Origin of the sequence: Rhizorhabdus antheiae, assembly GCF_049889055.1 — a bacterium.
Classification (GTDB): Bacteria; Pseudomonadota; Alphaproteobacteria; order Sphingomonadales; family Sphingomonadaceae; genus Rhizorhabdus.
In genome coordinates this window covers 634,861-653,899 of the sequence record NZ_JBLTWO010000002.1, presented here as the reverse complement: position 1 = coordinate 653,899, position 19,039 = coordinate 634,861, and the positions used below count along the sequence as shown (strand labels likewise).

Genomic DNA, 19,039 nt, shown 5'->3' with positions numbered 1-19,039 from the left:
TTAGAGGGTGCCGCGCTCGGCGAGCCGCAGCATGACGAGCGTCGAGAGCATCGCCCGTTCGGGCAGGCTCTCGACGATCAGATATTCGTCGGCCGAATGGATCGCGCCGCCGCGCACGCCCATCGTATCGACCACCGGTACCCCGCAGGCGGCGATGTTGTTGCCGTCGCAAACCCCCCCGCTCGGACGGTGACCGATCGGCCGACCCAGCAGCGCGGCGCTGTCCTCGACCAGCGCGAACAGTCTCTCCGCTTTCGCATCGAGCGGTTTGGGCGGCCGGCCGAAGCTGCCGTGGCGATGGATCGACACCCCGTGCGCGGCCTCGACCTCGGCGATGATCGCGGCCATCAATGCCTCGGCGTCACGCTGGTCTTCGGGCAGGGCGGGACGGAGATTGACGCGCAGCACGGCGCGGTCGGGGACCATGTTGTTCGGCCCGCCACCGTCGATCTTTGCGGGATTGATCGACAGGCCCGGCCGCCTCGCCTGATAGAGCCGCAGCGCCAGATCGGCAGCGGCGACGACCGCATTGCGGCCATCCTCGGGATTGCGGCCGGCATGGGCCGACCGGCCGCTGACGATCAACGAGAAGTTGCCGCTGCCGGGCCGGGCGCCTGCCAGCGTACCGTCGGGCAGGGCGGAGGGTTCATAGGTCAGTGCGGCAAGCTTGCCCAGCGCGGCGCGCGCGATCAGCGCGGCGGAGCCGGGCGATCCGATCTCCTCGTCGGAATTGATCACGACCTCATAGCCGATGCGGTCGCGCAGGGGGGACGCCTCGACGCCGCACAGTGCCGCCAACATCACCGCTATGCCGCCCTTCATATCGGCGACGCCGGGGCCGTTGAGGACAGAACCGCCTTCCAGATCGGTCAACGTCTGGAAGGGGTGATCGACCGCAAAGACCGTATCCATATGGCCTGTAAGGATGAGCTGGACGGGGGCTTCCGGCCGCACGCGCAGGTGCAGATGGCGGCCATAGGCGACCGGTTGCAAAGATCCGCCGCTGTCGACGCTCTCGCCGGAGACGGCCTCGACGAGATCGAGTGCGCCCGGCAGGATCGCGAAGGCATCGGCGAGCAGCGACGCCTGAATGGCGAGTCCCTCGAGATTGCGCGACCCGCTGTTGATGCTGCTCCACTGCCGCACCTGCGCCAGCATCGGCGCGGCGGCGGCGACGTCCAGCGCCGCGCGGTGCGCAGCGACGATGGCAGCGCCCTCGCTCACAGCAACCGGTCCCCGAGTTCGGAGGTCAGGTCGATCACCGCGTCGGCCTCGAAGCTGGCCACCGGATAGGCGCAATAGTCGGCGGCATAATAGGCGCTGGGCCGGTGGTTGCCCGACTGGCCGAGCCCGCCGAAGGGCATGTTCGCGGCAGCGCCCGTGGTCGGCCGGTTCCAGTTGACGACTCCGGCGCGCGAGCGGTGGAGGAAGCGATGCCAAAGCTCGGGATCTTCGCTCAGCAGTCCGGCCGACAGACCGAAACTGGTGGCGTTCGCCGCCTCGATCGCCGCGTCGAAATCCGGCACGCGGACGACCTGCAGGATCGGCGCGAAAATCTCCCGGTCGGGAGCGGCGATGCCCGTGACGTCGTACATGCCGGGCATGACGAAGGCTTCACTGCGATCGAGCCGCTCGAAGGGGAGGAGCGGGCGGGCGCCCAGCGCCTTGAGCGCATCGACCGCGTCGAGCGCGTTTCGTGCGGCTGCGGGCGAGATCAGCGGCCCCATATAGGGTTCGGCGGGATCGTCCCACGCCCCGATCCGCAACCGGGCCGCCAGCGTATGGACCGCCTCGATGGTGGAATCGCCTTCATGGCCCTCGGGGATGATCAGCCGCCGGGCGCAGGAGCAGCGCTGACCGGTGGTGACGAAGGCCGATTGCACGATCGCCGCCGCCATGACGTCGGGGTCGCCCCAGGCGATCAGCGGATTGTTGCCCCCCAGTTCGAGCGCAAGCACGACATGCGGACGATCCACCATCGCGCGGCGAAAATGGCGTCCGGTTTCGGCCGAACCCGTGAACAGAAGACCGTCGATGTCGGCATCGACCAGCGCCGCGCCCTGATCGCGGCCGCCCTGCACGATATGAAGGACGTCCGCCGGCACGCCCGCGTCATGGAGCGCGGCGATCATGTTCCCGCCGGTCAACGGCGCTTCCTCGGACGGCTTGAAGATGACCGCATTGCCCGCCAGCAGCGCCGGGACGATGTGGCCGTTTGGCAGGTGCCCGGGGAAGTTATAGGGCCCCAGCACCGCCATCACGCCATGGGGACGATGGCGCAGAACAGCCCGCCCGAAGCCGGTATCGGCTTGCCGGCTGCCGGCGCGCTCCGCCTGCGCCGCGATCGAAACTCCGACCTTGGCCGCCATCGAGCCGAGTTCCGCGCGGCTTTCCCAGAGAGGCTTGCCTGTTTCGCGGGAGATGTCGCGCGCGAGCGCTTCTGCGCGCTCGCTCAATATCTCGGCATAGCGTCTGAGGATCGCGATGCGGTCCTCTAGCGGCCGGTCGGCCCAGGCGGGAAGCGCCTTGCGCGCAGTCTGAACGAGCGCCGGAACCCGCTCCGGGGGCATTGCTTCGCCTTCCCAGACGGTTTCGCCGGTGGCGGGATCCAGCGAGCGCATCACTGCCTGACCCTCACCATATCTCCGTCGCCGATGCGCAATGCGTCCATCGTTTCACCGTCGAGCATCGCCGCGTCCGCATCGATGCGCACTTTGGTACGAACCGCGCGGAACGTGCCGATGGCGTCGACCGACACGAGATGCTCGGCTGCTTCGCCGGGATCGCCGCGCCTTGCGGGCAGCCGCGTCGAACGCTCGATCGTGCGGATCGCATCGCGCGGCGCGGAATAGGTCGGTCCGCCGTCGAATATGTCGACGAGGCCCGAGCCGCGAAACCCCTCATGGTCGAGCATGGCGCGCGCGGCCTCGCCCTCGACATGGACGCGGCCGATCGCCTCGGCGGCGCTGTCGGGGATGAGCTCGACATAGATCGGGTGCCGCGGAGCGAGGTCGAGGATGAACTGGCCATCGGTCGACATCACCATATGATCGGCTTCGTCGAAAGGCAGACGGAAGAATTTGCTCGCGACGCCGTCCCAGAAGGGACAGGTGCCGTCCGGTGCGAAATAGCCGCGCAGTTCGGCCATGACGGTTTCCGAGAAGCGCTTGGGCTCGGCACCGATCAGCATGTAGCGCGAGCGGGCGAGCAGGCTGCCGGCGCCGCCCGAGCGTCGCTCGGGGCGCAGGTAGAGCGAACCGACCTCGGTCCACCCGGCGCATTCGTTGACCAGCACCAGCGCCTGATGGTCGAAGCGCGTGTTGATCGCCGAGGAGAATTGCGCGAGCGTCATCACCCGGAAGGAGAAATGCGGCCGACCGACGCCGACCGCCGCGCGAACCCCACACAGCCCTTCGATCCGTCCAGTCGCGCTGTCCTCGAGCATCAGCGTATACCAGGCTTCGCGCGGCGCCATTTCGCCCCGGAAGCTGGCTTCCGACAGGGTCAGACGGTGGAGCAGAGTCGCCTCATCCTCAGGCAGGCTGGTGAAGCCGCGACCCGACAGGATGGCGAGTTCCATGAGCGAGCCCAGGTCCGGCGTCGCAGCTGGGCGGACGATCAGCATGGGCTAGCCGCGCGGTGGCAGGGGCGTTTCATCATTGCTCGCTTGTGCGTCATTACGCGTCCGAGTTCAAACCCGGGCCAGCAGATCGTCCAACGCATCATGGGCCCGGCCGATGCTGTCCCAAAGGTCCGGGAGCGCGAGATCGGACGTGCCGATCTGCTCGGGCCAGTGGCGGTCGACCACCGCGCACAGCGCGTCCCAGCGCCGCTCGTCGAGCAGGAAGCGCGGGTCGATCGCGGCGCGCTGCGCTTCCGTGACCGGAACACGCAGGCGCAGGCAGGCCGGGCCGCCGCCATTGCGCATGCTCTCGCGCACATCGACGACGATTGCCTGTGCAATCGGGTTGTTACCCGCGACGATGCCTTCGACCGCCGCCCAGACGCTCTTATGCTCTTGTGCCTCGGAGGGGAGAATCAGCGCCATGCTGCCATCGGGCAGCGTGATCAGCTGCGAATTGAACAGATAGGAGCGGATCGCATCGTCGAGCGTGATGCTGTCGACCTCGACCGGCACGAAGCCGGGCACGTCGCGTGCCAGGGCCGCAAACAGCCCATCGCGGTCCTCGAAGGCCTCGGCATGGGCCAGCAGGACATATTCGTTGGCGACGGCGACGACATCATTGTGGAAGGCGCCGGCGTCGATCGCGCGCTGCGACTGCAGCATATGCAGCGCCGGTGCGCCCGACAGACGCGCAACCGCTTCGCCCGCTCGCCGCGCCTGGCGTTCGGGAAAGCGGCTGCCGCGCTGGGTGCCGTGGATGAAGACGTTGATTCCGCGCGTACCATGCGACGGCGTCAGCCGCATATGGTTCGCTGCACCCTCGTCGCTGAAATGCTGCGAGGCTGGGAGCGGGGCGTGGACGGCGAAATGGGCATCGTCGGCGAAAATGCGGCGCAGCATGGCAAAAGTGTCGGCCGCCTCGAAACTCCGGTGGAGCATCGTCGACAGATTGGCGGTCACCAGATGCACGCGCCCGTCTGCGCTGTCCGCCGGAGCGATCACGGTCGCGGCATTGGCCGCCCACATGGCCGAGGCCGAGCAGATATTGTTGAAGAGCAGCGGGTCTTCCCCTGCCGCCGACGACAGGACTTCGCGGTCCGTCCCCTCGAACCCCAGAGCGCGCAGCGCCGGCACTGCCGGGCGGCGAGGTGGAGGAAAGAAGCCCTGTACGAGGCCGAGGTCCATCAGCCTGCGCATCTTGCCCAGGCCTTGCAGCGCCGCCGCGCGCGGGCGTGAAACCGCACCCGCATTGCTCGCACTGGCGATGTTGCCCGGCGACAGACCGGCATAATTGTGGATTGGCCCGACAAGGCCGTCGAAGTTGATTTCGATGGTGGTCATAGCGCCAGATATCCGATCGGGTCATGCTCCGCGAGGCCCAGCACATCGGCGCTCAACCGGTCGGTGCGGATATGCCCGCCGGCAGCTTCCACCGCTGCGGGGACGCAGCAGAAATCGGCGCCGCTGCCTTTGACCAGCATATGGTCGCGCACCGTATCCGTGATGGTGCCGCCGGCGAATGTTGCGTGATGCAGATCGCGGACGGCGCGCAGCTGGTCGATCTCGGCCACGAGTGTGGGGCCGGCATCGAATATGTCGACATAGCCTTCCTCGCGGAACCCCTCTTCGAGGAGCAGCGCGCGCGCTGCACGGCCATCGTCATGGACCTTGCCGATCACTTTCTGCGCGTCCGTCGAGAGCATGTTGACGTAGATCGGCGCGCGCGGGCCGAGATCGGCGATGAACTGGTTGCCGGTCGTTGCATTGATATGGTCGGCCTCGGCAAAGCTCATCGCATAGAAGCGGCCGCCGACCGCGTCCCAGAAGGGCGAGCGGCCGTCGTCGAGCCATCCGCGCAGATCGGCCACGACCCGATCGCCGAACAACGCGCGGTGGGTGGCGATGAACAGATAGCGGCTGCGCGCCATCATCCGCCCATAGCCGCCCTTGCGCAGTTCGGGGTCGACCATCAATCCACCGACCTCGGCGCAATCCTCCAGATCGTTGGTGAGGGTGAGGACGGGGAAGCGTACCATACGCCCGTCGATACTCGACCGCTGCGTCATATGGCTGATGCGGTAGCTGTAGAAGGGCCAGTCGACGCCCAGGCGGGGAAAGACCATGCCGCATCCGCGCAGCCGGCCATCGATCTCCAGCCCGAGTATGATCGCACCGCCCAGCTTTTCGCCCGACAGCAGGCGGCGGCTGCAATTGATCTTGCTCTCCAGCGTCGCGCGGTCGGGGGGCAAATTGGTAAAGCCCGGACCTGCCAGCCGGGCGAGGCTCATCAAGGCCTCGAGATCGTCGGGCCGTACCGGCCGGATGCGGGGGATCGTCATGGAGTCGGGCATTGCCGGACGACAGTAACAATCGAAACGATCAAGTCCATATGCCGCCGGGTGCGATGGCTTGCCTCCCGCGCCGTTCCATAGGACAGCGGGCCATGGACATGCCCGATCTCCTCATGGTGCGCTCTGCGCTGCCGATGCTCGACATTTTCGGCATCGCGATCTTCGCGGTCAGCGGCGCGCTGGCGGCGGCGCGGCGCGGGCAGACGATCGTCACTTTCACCTTCTTCGCGGCTGTAACGGGAACCGGCGGCGGGACGTTGCGGGACCTGCTGATCGGAGCCCCGGTCTTCTGGATCCACGATAACCGCGCACTCGCGGTCTGCTTGCTGGCGGCGCTCGCCGTCTGGATGACACCGACGCGGATCTGGCCGGTGCGGGCGCTCGAATGGTTCGACGGGGTCGGGCTGGCCGCCTATGCGGTCTTCGGCTCATGGAAGGCGCTGGCCTTCGGCATTCCACCACTCGGCGCCGCCACCATGGGGGTGGTGACCGCCTGCATGGGCGGCATCGTCCGCGACGTGCTGGCGGGGGAGCCCTCGATCCTGCTGCGGCCGGAGCTGTATGTGACCGCAGCGGCACTGGCTGCAGGACTGTTCGTCGTCCTCACCTTGCTCGGCGCGCCCCTGTATGTGGCTGCAGCTCTGGCGGCGGGCGCCGGCTTCGCTTTGCGCGCGCTGGCCATCGCCCGTGGCATTGCGCTGCCCGGCTACCGCGACTGAGGCACGTTCGACCGATCCCGTTCAGGAACCGGCCCTGCGCTGAGACGTAGTTAAGGGCCTGTAACGGTAAGGATGTAGAGATGCGTAAAGTCACGATCGCCTTGTCTGCGACGCTGGTCCTGCTGGCCGGCTGCGGGCCGAAGAAGCTGGCGTTGCCGACCGACCCGATCGACCGGGCGGCGACCTGCGCCGTCGTCAGTGCGGCCTCCGCACGGGCGGGGAACAGCAACGTCAAGGCCGATCTGGATTTCCCGGCGCAGACCCGAATCCTCCATTATGCGATGCTCGCCGCCTCGGACGGCAATCGCTTCGACACGCCCACGGCTTCGGCGGTAGTGTCGCGCATGAGCGAACTGGAAGGCGACGTCACCGCAGGCAACTGGCAGGATCTCGTCCAGCCATGCAACCAGAGCTTCCCGCTTGCGGCGAAGATCGGCGGCGTCGAACTGCCTGCGCAGCGGTTCGAGGCGGCCATCGGCTGCTATGCGCTGGGCGATTTTCTCACCAAGTCGGTGACGAGCAAGGAGCCAGCCACTGAGAAGATGATGTCCGAGCTTATGGCGATGCGGCGGAACCTCGATGCGACGATCGGCGATGGGCTGAAGGCGCGCGGCGCGAGCAAATATGAAAGCACGCTCGAATTGAAGCAGGAGGCGCTGGTCCGCATGACCCGCCTCGGGCCGCCGAACGAAACAGCCCAGGCCTGCACGGCGCGGTTCGGCTGATCCGCAGGATCCGGCTGGCCTAGCGAAGCAGCCAGGCCAGCAAGCTGCGCGCCTCGCTTATGTCCTTGGCGCGCGGCGCGCCGGACAGGCTTTGGCATTCGAGGCAGCGCACCTGCATCGAGGGACCCGTCAGCAAGGACTTGGCTGTGCCGACCGCCTGCAGCATCTGCCGCTCGGGCCGACCGAGAATGACGGCCCAGGGATCGGTCGCAACCTGCGCCTCACGGCTTTCCTCGGGGGCAGCGAAGTCGCGCAGCAACTGACGCCAGGGCGACAGCGGTTCCTCGATGTAGAGCGGGTGGACATTGGCGGGGTCGAGCTTGGCAAGCTTGGCGGCAGCGGCGACGGCATCGTCGACATTGCCGAAGCTGTCCACGAGGCCGATCTGCCGCGCGGCGACGCCGGACCAGACGCGGCCCTGCGCGATCTGGTTGACCCGCTCGGGAGTCATCTTGCGCGACTGCGCGACGAGACCAACGAAGCGACCATAGATGTCTTCGATCGAGCCTTGCACCATCGCATCGAACTGCGGGGATGTGCCGCGCAGCACGTCGGGCTCGCCTGAAAGGGGGGTCGTCTTTACCCCGTCGGCACCGATGCCGAGCTTTTCGAGCGATCCCTGAAATGTCGGGATGATACCGAACACACCGATCGAACCGGTGATCGTCGAGCGGTCGGCGATGATGCGATCGGCAGGGGTCGAGATCCAGTAGCCGCCGCTGGCAGCAAGGCCGCCCATCGACACCACGACGGGCAACCCCATCGCCTTGGCTTCGAGCACTGCCGAACGGATGCGGTCAGCCCCGGTCACCGAGCCGCCGGGCGAATCTACCCGCAACACCAGCGCCTTGATGCGCTTGCGGGCCAGTTCCTCTTCGAGCAACTCGGCGATGGTCGTGCCACCGGCAGTGCCCGGCGGGGCATAGCCGTCGACAATTTCTCCGGCGACCGTCAGCACGCCGATGGGCGTTCCGGCAGACTTTTCCGGGTTGGAAGACACCCAGCGATCGAAGTCGATCGTCTTGAAGCCGTTGGGAAGGTCGCCGGCATCCTCGCCCGTGATCGCGGCGATGCGCGAACGGAAGGCGTTGCGGTCGCCGAGCTTGTCGACCAGGCCATTGTCGACGGCGGCCTGCGACATCCTGCCCCCGGATGCGCCGATCAGCGCGGTCGGACGGGCGATATAGTCGGCGATGCGGGCCTTCGGCCGTGCCTTGCGGACGTCAGCCTGCCACTCGGCCCAGATCGCGCCGTACAGCGCCTGGCTGGCCTCGCGCGCCTCGGGTGACTGATCGTTTCTCAGGAAGGGTTCGACGGCGGCCTTATAGGTGCCGACACGGTATATCTTGGCGGTGATGCCAAGCTTGTCCATCAGCCCCTTAAAATAAGGCTGCGATCCGCCGGGCCCGGCGATGGCGACGGCGCCGAGCGGGTCGAGCCAGATCTCCGTAGCGTGGGCCGCGAGGCGATAGCCGTCGTCTGCATAGGCCGTGGCATAAGCGAAGACCGGTTTGCCGCCGGCGCGGACCTTGTCGATGGCGGCGGATGCGGCGGCGAGTGTCGCGGGTTCGGCGCCTATGAAGCCGTCGAGGTCTAGCACCACCGCTTTTACGCTGCTCGAACGCGATGCAGCGGACAGCGCGCGCTCGACATCGCGCAGGCGGGTTTCGCGAACGAGGCTGTTACCGCCCGACAGCAGCGACAGCGTATCGGTCTCGGACGGCTGTTCGACCAGGCTGCCCGCCAGATCGAGAACGAGCGCGCCGGAGGAAGGCAGGGCGCTGTTCGGTTTCATCGACAGGGCGAAAGCGAGCGTGCCGAAGAACAGCAGCATGGCGATCAGGACGAGCGCGTCCTTGATCCCCACGAGCAAGGCCCAAAGCCCCCGTACCAGTTTCATCGCGCGATCAACCTTCGTTCCGTTATGCGGAGGCAGATAGGGACCCCGCGACGCGGCGTCCATGGGATCAGCTGTGATATTGCGCCTGAGACATGCTGATGTCGACGCCCACGTTCATCACCTCATGCCCGCCGCCGACGCGGGCGCCCGAGATCGGCGCGGCATCGCGGAAGTCGAGGCCTTTGGCGACGCGGACATAGCGCTCGTTCGGGCACATGTCGTTGGCCGGGTCGAAGCCGATCCAGCCGAAGCCCGGAACGTCGATCTCCGCCCAGAAATGCGGGGCATGGCGATGCTCCGGATCGGGAGATTCGCGATAGATGTATCCGGTGACGAAGCGCGCAGCGAAGCCCGCAGCGCGCGCGACCGACACGAGGACATGGGCGAGGTCCATGCTGCAGCCATGTCCCGCCTCGATGATCTCGGCGACCGATCGAACCTCGGTGCTGCGCTGAAGATTGCAGCGGAAGAGCGCTGCCACGGCAGAATTGAGTGCATGGGCGCGGGCAAGATCGTCACCGGTGGTCCCGCCATGGCGCTCGGCCAGATCGACCAGCGGCTCCGGTGCCTTGGTGAGTTCGGTCGGGCGTCGAAAAATGGCCGCCGGTAATGTTTCGGCGGTCCCGGTAACGACCCCGGCGCGATCCTCGGTCAGGACCTCGCCCGAAACCCGCATCCCGATCCGCTCGATCGGACCCGCCAGATAGAGCATCGAGACGACATTGCCGAAACCGTCGCGCGAATGTTTCAGGCGCGCATCGCAATCCACGTCGATATGCCAGTTGACGATATTCTGCCCGACATGGCTCGTCGGTGTCATGCGCAGCATCTGCACCACGCGCGACTGCGGGATGGTGAAGCGATATTCGGTCTGGTGCTGGATCAGCAGGCGCATGTCAGGAGAACCGGAACTGTTGACCGACGGCATGGTGGATCCGCGTATTCTCCCGAATGAACGCGGTCAGCCATTCGTGCAGGCCCTGGTTGAAAATGGCGTCGATCGATGTGCGCTCCAGCGCGTTGTGGCGGACGCGCGCGAGACGGTCTGCCTCGCCCTGAAGGCCGGTGCGCTTCCCGATCGCGTTGAGGTGACCGATCGCCTCCTCCGATGAGGCGATGAGCGAGCGTGGCAACTCCCGGCGCAGGCTGAGCAGTTCCGCCACCAGCCAGGGCTTCAGCCCCTCGCTGTACAGCCAGCGATAGGCGGTCACCGCCGAAACGGTGTGGAGGATGGTCGTCCACTGATCGCGGTCGATCGGTCCGCCCACCTTCTCGCCCTCGGGCAGGAGGAGGTGATATTTGACGTCGATCAGCCGGGCCGTGTTGTCCGCCCGCTCCATCGCCGCGCCGAGGCCTATGAAGGCATAGGCTTCGTTGCGCAGCATGCGGTGCAGAGCGCCCTCGAAACCGCGCGTCTCCGCACGAATCTGTTCGACGAGGCTGAGCGTTGCCTGGCTGCCCCCGGTGGAAGCGCGGCCACGCAGGCCCAGCCAGGCGCGGTTGATCGCTTCCCAGGCATCGCGGCTGAGCGCCGTTCGCACCGACTTCGCATTGCTGCGCGCAGCATCGAGGCAGGAGCGCACCGAATTGGCATTGTCGGTCGACAGCGTCAGGTAGCGGCTGATGGCGAGCGGGGTCCTGGTTTCGCCGGTGAGCGCGAAATCCTGGTCGGCGGCAGCGACGAGCAGTGCGCTGTCCCAGGCGCCCTGGCCCGCCGGGCGGGCGGACAGGGCGTCGAGCCTTATGGTGGCCTCGATCAGCTTGGCGGTGAACTCGGCCCGTTCGACATAACGGCCGATCCAGTAGAGCGAGTTGGCGGTACGCGAGAGCATCAGGCGCGCACCTCCCGGCCGGTCAGGATGAGGCTGTCCTTGGTGCCGCCGCCCTGGCTGGAGTTCACCACCAGCGATCCCTCCCGCAATGCCACGCGGGTCAATCCGCCCGGCGTTATGGTGACGCCCCTGGCGCCCGACAGGACGAATGGCCGGAAGTCGACATGGCGTGGTGCCACCCCGGCTTCGGTGAGGGTGGGGACGGTGGACAGGGCCAGCGTCGGCTGTGCGATGTAGCGTTGTGGCTCGGCGATCAGGGCGGCGCGGAACTCTTCGATCTGCGCCTTGGTCGCGGTAGGGCCGACCAGCATGCCGTAGCCGCCGGATCCGTCGACCAGCTTGACCACCAGCTTGTCGAGATTGTCGAGCGTATAGCGCAACGCATCGGCCTCGCGGCAGCGATAGGTCTCGACATTCGGCAGTTTGGCGTCGCTCCCCGAATAATAGCGGACGATTTCGGGCATGTAGCTGTAGATCGCCTTGTCGTCGGCGATGCCCGTACCCGGGGCATTCACCAGCGCGACATTGCCCGCCATATAGGCGGCGATGATGCCCGGCACGCCCAGCAGCGAGTCCGGACGGAAGACCAGCGGGTCGAGATAGTCGTCATCGATCCGGCGGTAGATCACGTCGACCTGGACTCGCCCCTCGATCGTGCGCATCCAGACCTTGTCGTCGTCGACCTCCAGATCGGCAGCCTCGACCAGTTCGATGCCCATCGAATCGGCGAGGAAGCTGTGCTCGTAAAAGGCCGAGTTGAAATGGCCTGGGGTCAGCAGGACGCAGGTGGCACCAGCGCCCTGATTGCGCGGGGAGACCGACTGGAGCGTTTCCAGCAGCGCATCGGGATAGGAGTCGATCGGGGCGACCTTGAACTGCTCGAACAGTTCGGGGCAGAGCCGCAGCATCGCCTCCCGATTTTCGAGCATGTAGGACACGCCCGAAGGTGTGCGCGCATTGTCCTCGAGCACCCAGAAATCGTCGGGCCCGGTCCGCACCAGATCGATGCCGCAGATATGCGCGAACACACCGTGCGGCGGCTTGGCTCCCGCGAGCATCGGACGGAATTGCGGATTGGACAGGATCAGTTCTTCGGGAACGATCTTGTCGGCGAGGATCTTCCGGGGGCCGTAAATGTCGGCGAGGAAGGCGTTGATCGCCTCGACGCGCTGGACGAGGCCTTCGGAGAGATTGGCCCATTCGCGGGCGGTGAAGATACGCGGGACGATGTCGAAGGGAATGATGCGCTCGGCGGATTCGTCTTCGCCGTAGACGGCGAAGGTAATCCCAAGTTGTCGGAAGGCGGCTTCGGCGGCCTTCTGTCTTCGATCGAGTTCGCTAGACGGCGTGTCCTCTATCCATTGCAATAACTCCGCGAACTCGGGTCGTCCTGCCGGGTCGCCCGGTGTGCCGCGGATCTCGTCGAAAGCGCCTGTCCCTGCCATACAGCTCCGTTATTGTTCGTATCGAACAAGTGGATGGTGCATCGCTTTGTTGCGACGCACAAGAGGTTTTGCGGCTTCATGGATATGGCATGTTTCCAGCCCGCGCGAGCGCGTACAACGCGGCAGATATTGTGCCAGTTCCATCAAGGACTTGGCGCAAAGAAAAAGAGAAAAACGCGGCTGATCAACCTGGCTTCGCCTTGCCGAGATAGCTCGAAAGACGATTCCGGTTGGAGCCGCGCGCACGGGCCGGGTTGAGCAGATCGTAGACCACGGCATTCTCCAGCACCTTCTGCACATAGCCGCGCGTCTCGGCGAAGGGAATCGCTTCGATCCAGTCGACCACGTCGACGCCCGGCAGGCGTGGATCGCCATTGGCGCGGATGAACTTGTTCACATTGCCCGGACCGGCATTGTAGCTGGCGACCGCCAGCACATAATTGCCGCCATAATGACTGAGCATGCGATCGAAGAAGGCCGATCCGATCGTGACGTTGTAGCCGACCTCGCCCAACCGGACCGGATCATAAGGCAGTCCCATGCGCCCGGCTTGCTCGCGCGCGGTCGCCGGCATCAGCTGCATGATGCCGCGCGCACCGGTCCTGCTGGTGGCTTCCCGATCGAATTGGCTTTCCTGGCGTCCGATCGCGTGGATCAGGGTCCAGTGGTCGCGCATCGCCTCGGGGACCGGGACTTCGGGAAAACCGATCCGCAGCGGGTCGGGCGTGCCGCTGGTGCGTGCATTACGGGAGACCATGACGCCCAGATCGGGCCGGCCGATCGATCGGGCCAGTTCGCCCGCGAGGATATGGTCGGCATCGCTCGAGGCATTATTGGCGATGAGGCGGATGAACTGCGTCTGGTCCTGCCATGGGCCGGTCCGGCCCAAAAGGCGGGCGGCGCGAACGACCTCGCTCGCCTCGAAGCTGGCGCGCGCCTGATTGGACACCGCCGCCTTGGGCGGCTCCGGCGGCAGCGCGATTTCGCGACCAAGGCGTTCGGTTGCGAGCTGGCCGTAGAATTGATCCACATGGACGGCCGCCTGGCCGAGATAGCTGCGCGCCCAATCGGGCTTGCCGCCGCGTTCGGCTGCGCGGCCGGCCCAGTACCAACCTTTTGTCTGTGTGCCCGGTGTCTGCGCGGCCCGCGAATAGCGGTCGAACATGGTGACCGCATCGTCATAGCGGCCGAGCTTTTCCATCGCCACGGTGCCCGCCAGCCACATCAGGCTGGTATAATCGTCGCGTTCGGCGAAGGGGCGGTCGCGGATGCGGGTGCCCGGCGGGAAGGCCTGTTCGGCATGTTTGGCGATGGCGAGCGCAAGATCGAACTGGCTGTCGGCGCGCGCCGCCTGCGCGAAGCTCAGCAGATTGTCGAGGAAATAGGCCGTGTCGAACGGTGCGGCCGTCAGGTTGCGCGACTGGGCGAGCCATATCCGCGCCGCCATGCTGTCGCCCTTGTCGCGCAGATAGCGGGCGCGCTCGATCATGAAACCGGGATCGTGGTTGATCGCGTCGCCGGCGGCATCGATCTGCGCCTGCACGTCGGCGTCCTGCCGGACGAGCGCGAGGCGCGCGGCATAGAGCGGTCGTCGGGCGGGCGAGGTATTGGCGAGTTGGCGTGCTGCGGGCGTCGTCGCGCGATCGAGCAGCAGGCGCTCCATGCGGCGATCGTGATCGGCCGCCGTCATGCTGGCGCCGAACCGTGCGGTCAGCCTGGCCTCGTCTTCCTGCGTCAGGCCTTTGGTAACCCAGGCGGCTGCCGCATTGCGCCGCGCCTCCGCCATCCGGCCGGTCGTCGCAAGCGCCTCGGCGAAGCGGGTCTGGCCGGCGGCGGTGAGTGGCGGGAAGCGGGTGAAGAAGTTGATCAGATAAGCGGCGTCGAAGCCGCCGGCATCAATGCGGCGTTCGGCCGCGCGCCGCATCGCGCTTTCGCCGGGCCAGCCGGGATGGGCCATCAGAAAAGCGGCATAGTCGCGGAAGGGCGGGGAATCGCTCTGCTGGAGGCGTCGCCATTCTGCGATCACACCTTGCAATATATCGTCGCGCAAAGCGGGTGCACTTTGGACAGGCGACAGTGCCGCGGGCGGCGGTGCAGCCTGCGGCACGATCGTTGCGGCGATCGCAGCGGTGGAGACCAACAGCGCGACGCTCAGAAAAAGGCGGCGTGAGCGTCTGGACAGGGGAGGGGGCGCGAACCTATGGGGCGCTGTCGTTTCTCGGACGGACGTCATCGGGCCACTATGGCCATTGCGGTTGCCGAGGTGAAGGGAGTGCGTGATGTTCAGCGGGTCGATTCCAGCCTTGGTGACGCCATTTCGCGACGGGACGTTCGACGAGAAGCTCTTTCGGACCTTCGTCGACTGGCAGATCGCGGAGGGATCGAGCGCACTGGTGCCGTGCGGTACGACCGGCGAGAGCGCCACGATGTCGATCGAGGAGCATAATCATGTCGTCCGGGTCTGCATCGAGCAGGCGAAAGGCCGCGTTCCCGTCATTGCGGGCTGCGGATCGAACGATACGCTGGTCGCGCTCGAACATATGAAGTCGGCGCAGGCCGCCGGCGCGGATGCGGCGCTGGTCGTTCTGCCATATTATAACCGCCCCAATCAGGACGGCATCCTGCTCCACTATCGCTATCTGGCCGAGCATTGCAGCCTGCCGATCGTGGTCTATAACGTCCCCGCCCGTACCGTGACCGACATCATGCCGGAAACGCTTGGAAAATTGTCCGAACTTCCCGGTATCGTCGGGATCAAGGATGCCAGCGGGAAGGTCGAACGGGTTTCTGCCCAGCGGCTGCATTGCGGCCCCGATTTCTGTCAGTTGTCGGGCAATGACGACATGGCACTTGGATTCATGGCGATGGGTGGCCGGGGCTGCATCTCGGTCACCGCCAATGTGCTGCCGGGCCTGTGCGCCCAGTTCCAGACGGCCTGCCTCGAAGACCGCTGGAAGGATGCGCTGGCGCTGCAGGACAAGCTGTTTCCGCTGCATGCCGCGCTGTTCAGCGACGCCTCTCCGGGCCCGGTCAAATATGCGCTGAGCCGCACCTATCCCGACTTCCCGCCCGAGCTGCGCATGCCGATGACCTGGCCGTCCGAGGCGAGCCGCGCTGCGGTCGACGCGGCGCTGCGGCACGCGGGCGCATTGTAAGGCCGGGGCGGCTTCGGGAACAGCTTGCGGCCGGGCTTCGTATGCCTACTTTACAACGACGACACGCCGGTTGTTCCGGCCGGCGCGGTCGTCTTCCTCGATAAGGCCCGCCGTTCGCGGGTAGAATGAGATTTATGGCCCGACCGCGTCCTGTAGAGTTCGAGAAGAAGAAGGTGGTCGCCGAGAACCGGCGGGCGCGCTTCGACTATTTTCTGGACGAGTTTTTCGAGGCCGGCGTCGCGCTGACGGGCACCGAGGTCAAATCGCTCCGCTTCGGCGAGGGATCGATCGCGGAGAGCTATGCCGAGGTGAAGGACGGCCAGGTGTGGCTGGTCAATTCGAACGTACCCGAGTTCAGCCATGGCAACCGTTTCAACCATGAGCCCAAGCGTCCGCGCAAGTTGCTGCTGCATGAACGCGAGATCGAGAAGATGCGCAACGCCGTGTCGCGCGAGGGCATGACGCTGATCCCGCTGTCGATCTATTTCAACGGTCGTGGGCGGGCGAAGGTCGAACTGGCGCTGGCCAAGGGCAAGAAACTTCACGACAAGCGCGATACCGAAAAGGCGCGCGACTGGAAGCGCGAGCAGCAGCGCCTGCTGCGCGATCGCGGCTGAGGGCGGGCGGGGGATGTTCGACCGAATCGGCAATTGGTGGCGGAAGAACGCGCCGACGCGGGAATCGCTCGAACAGGTGCGGTGGCTGCAGCCATTTGCGCACCGCATCCTTGAACCTTCGCTCTGGCGCTTTACCCGCCGCTCGGTTCCGCGCGGCGTCGCGCTCGGCCTGATCGTCGGGATCTTCCTGATGATCCCCGGTATCCAGATCATCGGAGCGGCGCTGCTCGCATTGCCATGCCGAGCGAACGTCCCGATCGCGGTTGCCATGACCTTTTTGAGCAACCCGGCGACGACGCCCTTCATCCTCTATTTGTCGATCGTCATCGGCAACCGCTTCGTTCATTCCTCGGCCGATGTCGGCACGGTTATGGTGATGATCAATCAGGGCGCGACCTTGGCCGACTGGTTCGCCTGGCTTGCCTCGTCGGCGGCGCCCGCACTGGTGACCGGCCTGTTCGTGATCTCGGTCGTGGCGGCGGCGATCGGTTATCTGCTGTCGGGATGCATCTGGACCGCGTGGGTCGCCCATAAGTGGAAGCAGCGCGAGCGTCATCGTGACGAGGCTGCCCCCCTCGAGGTTTGATCCTGACATTCTTGATGGTAAGCCTCCCGTCATAGTCAGATCATACACCGAGGTTTTCATGAAACGCTTTGCAATCGCGCTAGTCGCCGGCTCCGTGCTGGCAGGGGCCCCTTATGCCGTCTGGGCGGCGGATGCTGGCAAGCCGGCCTATGGCAGTTTCGGCTTCGACACCCAGGGCATGGACAAGACGGTCAAGCCTGGCGACGATTTCTACGCCTTCGCCAATGGCAGCTGGACGAAGGCTACGCCGATCCCCGCAGACCGCTCCAATTACGGTATGTTCACGGTGCTCGACGAACTTTCGATGAGTCGCAGCCGCGCCATATTGGACAAGGCGGCGGAGCGGCCGGGTTCGCGGATCGGCGATCTCTATGCCAGTTTCATGGACGAGAAGGCGGTCGAGGCCGCCGGCATCACCCCCTTGAAACCCATGCTCGACTCGATCGCGTCGCTGCCCGACAAGTCTGCCGTCGCCGCCAAGATGGGCGATCTCGTCCGCCAGGGGATATCCTCGCCCTTCGCTGCCTATGTCGATCAGGACGACAAGAATCCCGATGCCTATATCGCCATGCTGCGGCAGGGCGGGCTCGGCATGCCCGACCGCGATTATTATCTGAAGGACGACGCGGCGCTGACCAAGACGCGTGGCGAATATCAGGCCTATCTGGCCCGGCTGCTGAGTCTGGCCGGGGAGCAGCAGGCGGAAGAGCGCGCCGCGCGGATCGTGGCGTTCGAGGCCGACCTCGCGCGGGTCCACTGGACCAAGGTGGACTCGCGGGACAGCACCAAGACCTACAACAAATGGAGCCGCGCCGATTTCGACGCGAATGCGGCGGGCTTCGACTGGGACGCCTATCTGAAGGCCGCCGGCCTCGACCAGCAGCAGCAATTCCTGGTGGGCCAGCCCAGTGCCTTTGCCGGCACTGCCAAGGCCGTCGAGGCGGCTCCGCTGGGGGTGCTCAAGGACTATCTGCTCGTCACGGCGCTGAACGCCTATGCGCCCTATCTGTCAAAGCCGTTCGTCGATGCCGAGTTCGGCTTCAATCAGACGGTGCTTTCGGGGACCCCGGAGAACAGCGACCGCTGGAAGCGCGGCGTGACCCTGGTCAAGAATCTGGTCGGCGAGGATCTGGGGCAGGAATATGTGAAGCTGCATTTCACCCCGGAGACCAAGGCCGCTGCGGACGAACTGGTGCGCAACGTCATCGCCGCCATGGGCCGGCGGATCGATGCGCTCAGCTGGATGTCGCCGGAAACCAAAGTGAAGGCGCGCGCCAAGCTGGCGGCCTTTACCCCGAAGATCGGCTATCCGAGCAAATGGCGCGATTATTCGGCGCTCAAGATCGACCGAAGCGACCTCGTCGGCAATGCGATGCGCGGCAATGCCTTCGAATGGCAGCATAATCTCGACAAGCTCGGCAAGCCGATCGATCGGACCGAGTGGCATATGACGCCGATGGAGATCAACGCCTACGCCAATTTCGGGATGAACGAGATCGTCTTCCCAGCGGCTATCCTGCAGCCGCCTTTCTTCGATCCGAATGCCGATCCGGCGATAAACTATGGCGGGATCGGCGCTGTCATCGGTCATGAGATCAGCCATCACTTCGATGACCAGGGCGCCAAATATGATATGCATGGGCGGCTGTCGGACTGGTGGACCGAAGAGGACGTCAAGAAGTTCGCGGCGCTCACCGACCGGATCGTCAAGCAATATGACGCCTATGAACCTTTGCCGGGCCTGCATGTCCAGGGCGCGCTGACGCAGGGCGAGAATATTGCCGACCTTGCCGGCCTGACGGTGGCGCATGAGGCCTATCTGATGTCGCTCGGCGGCAAGCCTGCTCCGGTGATCGACGGCTATACCGGCGATCAGCGCTTCTACCTCGGCTGGGCCCAGGTCTGGCGGCGCAGCTATCGCGAGGCCAATCTGCGGCAGCGGCTGCTGACCGACCCGCATTCGCCGTCGATCCAGCGCGCCTGGGTCGTCCGCAACCTCGATCCTTTCTACTCGGCCTATAAGGTTCAGCCCGGCGAACGACTCTATCTGTCGCCGCAGGATCGCGTCAGGATCTGGTAAGCGC

The 19,039-nt window shown here is 65.7% G+C and carries 16 protein-coding genes; 6 read left to right on the top strand and 10 right to left on the bottom strand.

The window, feature by feature from the left end; genetic code table 11:
* The 5 genes from ACNI3R_RS07450 to ACNI3R_RS07430 all read right to left on the bottom strand — a co-directional run bounded on the left by ACNI3R_RS07450 (nt 1) and on the right by ACNI3R_RS07430 (nt 5,964).
* The gene (locus ACNI3R_RS07450; protein WP_426181490.1) at nt 1-1,206 is read right to left on the bottom strand and encodes a hydrolase; all 1,206 of its coding nucleotides are present in this window, start codon (nt 1,204-1,206) and stop codon (nt 1-3) included.
* Nucleotides 1,207-1,220: 14 nt separating this feature from the next.
* The gene (astD, locus tag ACNI3R_RS07445; RefSeq protein WP_426181487.1) at nt 1,221-2,621 is read right to left on the bottom strand and encodes a succinylglutamate-semialdehyde dehydrogenase; all 1,401 of its coding nucleotides are present in this window, start codon (nt 2,619-2,621) and stop codon (nt 1,221-1,223) included.
* Nucleotides 2,621-3,625 (bottom strand): arginine N-succinyltransferase, encoded by a 1,005-nt coding sequence (locus ACNI3R_RS07440; protein ID WP_426181377.1) that lies wholly within the window; start codon nt 3,623-3,625, stop codon nt 2,621-2,623. The genes astD and ACNI3R_RS07440 overlap by 1 nt, the downstream gene beginning before the upstream one ends.
* A gap of 66 nt (nt 3,626-3,691) precedes the next feature.
* A complete protein-coding gene (locus ACNI3R_RS07435; protein ID WP_426181375.1) occupies nt 3,692-4,966 on the bottom strand; it encodes an N-succinylarginine dihydrolase in 1,275 nt (424 codons plus the stop codon).
* Entirely contained in the window at nt 4,963-5,964 is a 1,002-nt protein-coding gene (locus ACNI3R_RS07430) for an arginine N-succinyltransferase (RefSeq protein ID WP_426181374.1), read from the bottom strand. The genes ACNI3R_RS07435 and ACNI3R_RS07430 overlap by 4 nt, the downstream gene beginning before the upstream one ends.
* Before the next feature lie 104 nt (nt 5,965-6,068).
* On the opposite strand from ACNI3R_RS07430, the gene ACNI3R_RS07425 reads away from it, so the two are divergent.
* Together ACNI3R_RS07425 and ACNI3R_RS07420 are read left to right on the top strand one after the other, a co-directional pair.
* On the top strand, nt 6,069-6,695 hold the full coding sequence (locus tag ACNI3R_RS07425; protein WP_426181372.1) for a trimeric intracellular cation channel family protein: 627 nt from the start codon (nt 6,069-6,071) through the stop codon (nt 6,693-6,695).
* Between the two features lie 80 nt (nt 6,696-6,775).
* Nucleotides 6,776-7,420: a hypothetical protein gene (locus ACNI3R_RS07420; protein ID WP_426181369.1), complete on the top strand. Its 645-nt coding sequence runs from the start codon at nt 6,776-6,778 to the stop codon at nt 7,418-7,420.
* A gap of 19 nt (nt 7,421-7,439) precedes the next feature.
* Here ACNI3R_RS07420 and sppA read toward each other — a convergent pair whose 3' ends face one another.
* From sppA to ACNI3R_RS07395, 5 genes are all read right to left on the bottom strand, one after another.
* Entirely contained in the window at nt 7,440-9,320 is a 1,881-nt protein-coding gene (gene sppA / locus ACNI3R_RS07415) for a signal peptide peptidase SppA (RefSeq protein ID WP_426181366.1), read from the bottom strand.
* Nucleotides 9,321-9,387: 67 nt separating this feature from the next.
* Nucleotides 9,388-10,215, bottom strand: a complete 828-nt coding sequence (locus ACNI3R_RS07410) for a transglutaminase family protein (RefSeq protein WP_426181364.1) — start codon at nt 10,213-10,215, stop codon at nt 9,388-9,390.
* Nucleotide 10,216: 1 nt separating this feature from the next.
* The gene (locus tag ACNI3R_RS07405; RefSeq protein ID WP_426181361.1) at nt 10,217-11,152 is read right to left on the bottom strand and encodes an alpha-E domain-containing protein; all 936 of its coding nucleotides are present in this window, start codon (nt 11,150-11,152) and stop codon (nt 10,217-10,219) included.
* Nucleotides 11,152-12,597 (bottom strand): circularly permuted type 2 ATP-grasp protein, encoded by a 1,446-nt coding sequence (locus ACNI3R_RS07400; protein WP_426181358.1) that lies wholly within the window; start codon nt 12,595-12,597, stop codon nt 11,152-11,154. Before ACNI3R_RS07400 ends, ACNI3R_RS07405 begins: the two co-directional genes overlap by 1 nt.
* Before the next feature lie 184 nt (nt 12,598-12,781).
* Nucleotides 12,782-14,830 (bottom strand): lytic transglycosylase domain-containing protein, encoded by a 2,049-nt coding sequence (locus tag ACNI3R_RS07395; protein WP_426181355.1) that lies wholly within the window; start codon nt 14,828-14,830, stop codon nt 12,782-12,784.
* Nucleotides 14,831-14,876: 46 nt separating this feature from the next.
* Here ACNI3R_RS07395 and dapA point away from each other — a divergent pair, with 46 nt between their 5' ends.
* The 4 genes from dapA to ACNI3R_RS07375 all read left to right on the top strand — a co-directional run bounded on the left by dapA (nt 14,877) and on the right by ACNI3R_RS07375 (nt 19,035).
* Complete coding sequence (gene dapA, locus ACNI3R_RS07390) at nt 14,877-15,752, top strand: 4-hydroxy-tetrahydrodipicolinate synthase (RefSeq protein ID WP_426181353.1); 876 nt, start codon at nt 14,877-14,879, stop codon at nt 15,750-15,752.
* A 134-nt stretch (nt 15,753-15,886) separates the two neighbouring features.
* On the top strand, nt 15,887-16,369 hold the full coding sequence (gene smpB, locus ACNI3R_RS07385; RefSeq protein ID WP_426181351.1) for an SsrA-binding protein SmpB: 483 nt from the start codon (nt 15,887-15,889) through the stop codon (nt 16,367-16,369).
* Nucleotides 16,370-16,382: 13 nt separating this feature from the next.
* The gene (locus tag ACNI3R_RS07380; protein ID WP_426181348.1) at nt 16,383-16,955 is read left to right on the top strand and encodes a DUF2062 domain-containing protein; all 573 of its coding nucleotides are present in this window, start codon (nt 16,383-16,385) and stop codon (nt 16,953-16,955) included.
* A gap of 58 nt (nt 16,956-17,013) precedes the next feature.
* Nucleotides 17,014-19,035 (top strand): M13 family metallopeptidase, encoded by a 2,022-nt coding sequence (locus ACNI3R_RS07375; RefSeq protein ID WP_426181345.1) that lies wholly within the window; start codon nt 17,014-17,016, stop codon nt 19,033-19,035.
* Nucleotides 19,036-19,039 lie beyond the last annotated feature (4 nt).

Bases quoted from the DNA above. Each gene is read 5' to 3' on its own strand.
- astD (WP_426181487.1), bottom strand. From the start codon at position 2,621: ATGCGCTCGCTGGATCCCGCCACCGGCGAAACCGTCTGGGAAGGCGAA.
- ACNI3R_RS07440 (WP_426181377.1), bottom strand. From the start codon at position 3,625: ATGCTGATCGTCCGCCCAGCTGCGACGCCGGACCTGGGCTCGCTCATG.
- ACNI3R_RS07435 (WP_426181375.1), bottom strand. From the start codon at position 4,966: ATGACCACCATCGAAATCAACTTCGACGGCCTTGTCGGGCCAATCCAC.
- ACNI3R_RS07430 (WP_426181374.1), bottom strand. From the start codon at position 5,964: ATGACGATCCCCCGCATCCGGCCGGTACGGCCCGACGATCTCGAGGCC.
- ACNI3R_RS07425 (WP_426181372.1), top strand. From the start codon at position 6,069: ATGGACATGCCCGATCTCCTCATGGTGCGCTCTGCGCTGCCGATGCTC.
- ACNI3R_RS07420 (WP_426181369.1), top strand. From the start codon at position 6,776: ATGCGTAAAGTCACGATCGCCTTGTCTGCGACGCTGGTCCTGCTGGCC.
- sppA (WP_426181366.1), bottom strand. From the start codon at position 9,320: ATGAAACTGGTACGGGGGCTTTGGGCCTTGCTCGTGGGGATCAAGGAC.
- ACNI3R_RS07410 (WP_426181364.1), bottom strand. From the start codon at position 10,215: ATGCGCCTGCTGATCCAGCACCAGACCGAATATCGCTTCACCATCCCG.
- ACNI3R_RS07405 (WP_426181361.1), bottom strand. From the start codon at position 11,152: ATGCTCTCGCGTACCGCCAACTCGCTCTACTGGATCGGCCGTTATGTC.
- ACNI3R_RS07400 (WP_426181358.1), bottom strand. From the start codon at position 12,597: ATGGCAGGGACAGGCGCTTTCGACGAGATCCGCGGCACACCGGGCGAC.
- ACNI3R_RS07395 (WP_426181355.1), bottom strand. From the start codon at position 14,830: ATGACGTCCGTCCGAGAAACGACAGCGCCCCATAGGTTCGCGCCCCCT.
- dapA (WP_426181353.1), top strand. From the start codon at position 14,877: ATGTTCAGCGGGTCGATTCCAGCCTTGGTGACGCCATTTCGCGACGGG.
- smpB (WP_426181351.1), top strand. From the start codon at position 15,887: ATGGCCCGACCGCGTCCTGTAGAGTTCGAGAAGAAGAAGGTGGTCGCC.
- ACNI3R_RS07380 (WP_426181348.1), top strand. From the start codon at position 16,383: ATGTTCGACCGAATCGGCAATTGGTGGCGGAAGAACGCGCCGACGCGG.
- ACNI3R_RS07375 (WP_426181345.1), top strand. From the start codon at position 17,014: ATGAAACGCTTTGCAATCGCGCTAGTCGCCGGCTCCGTGCTGGCAGGG.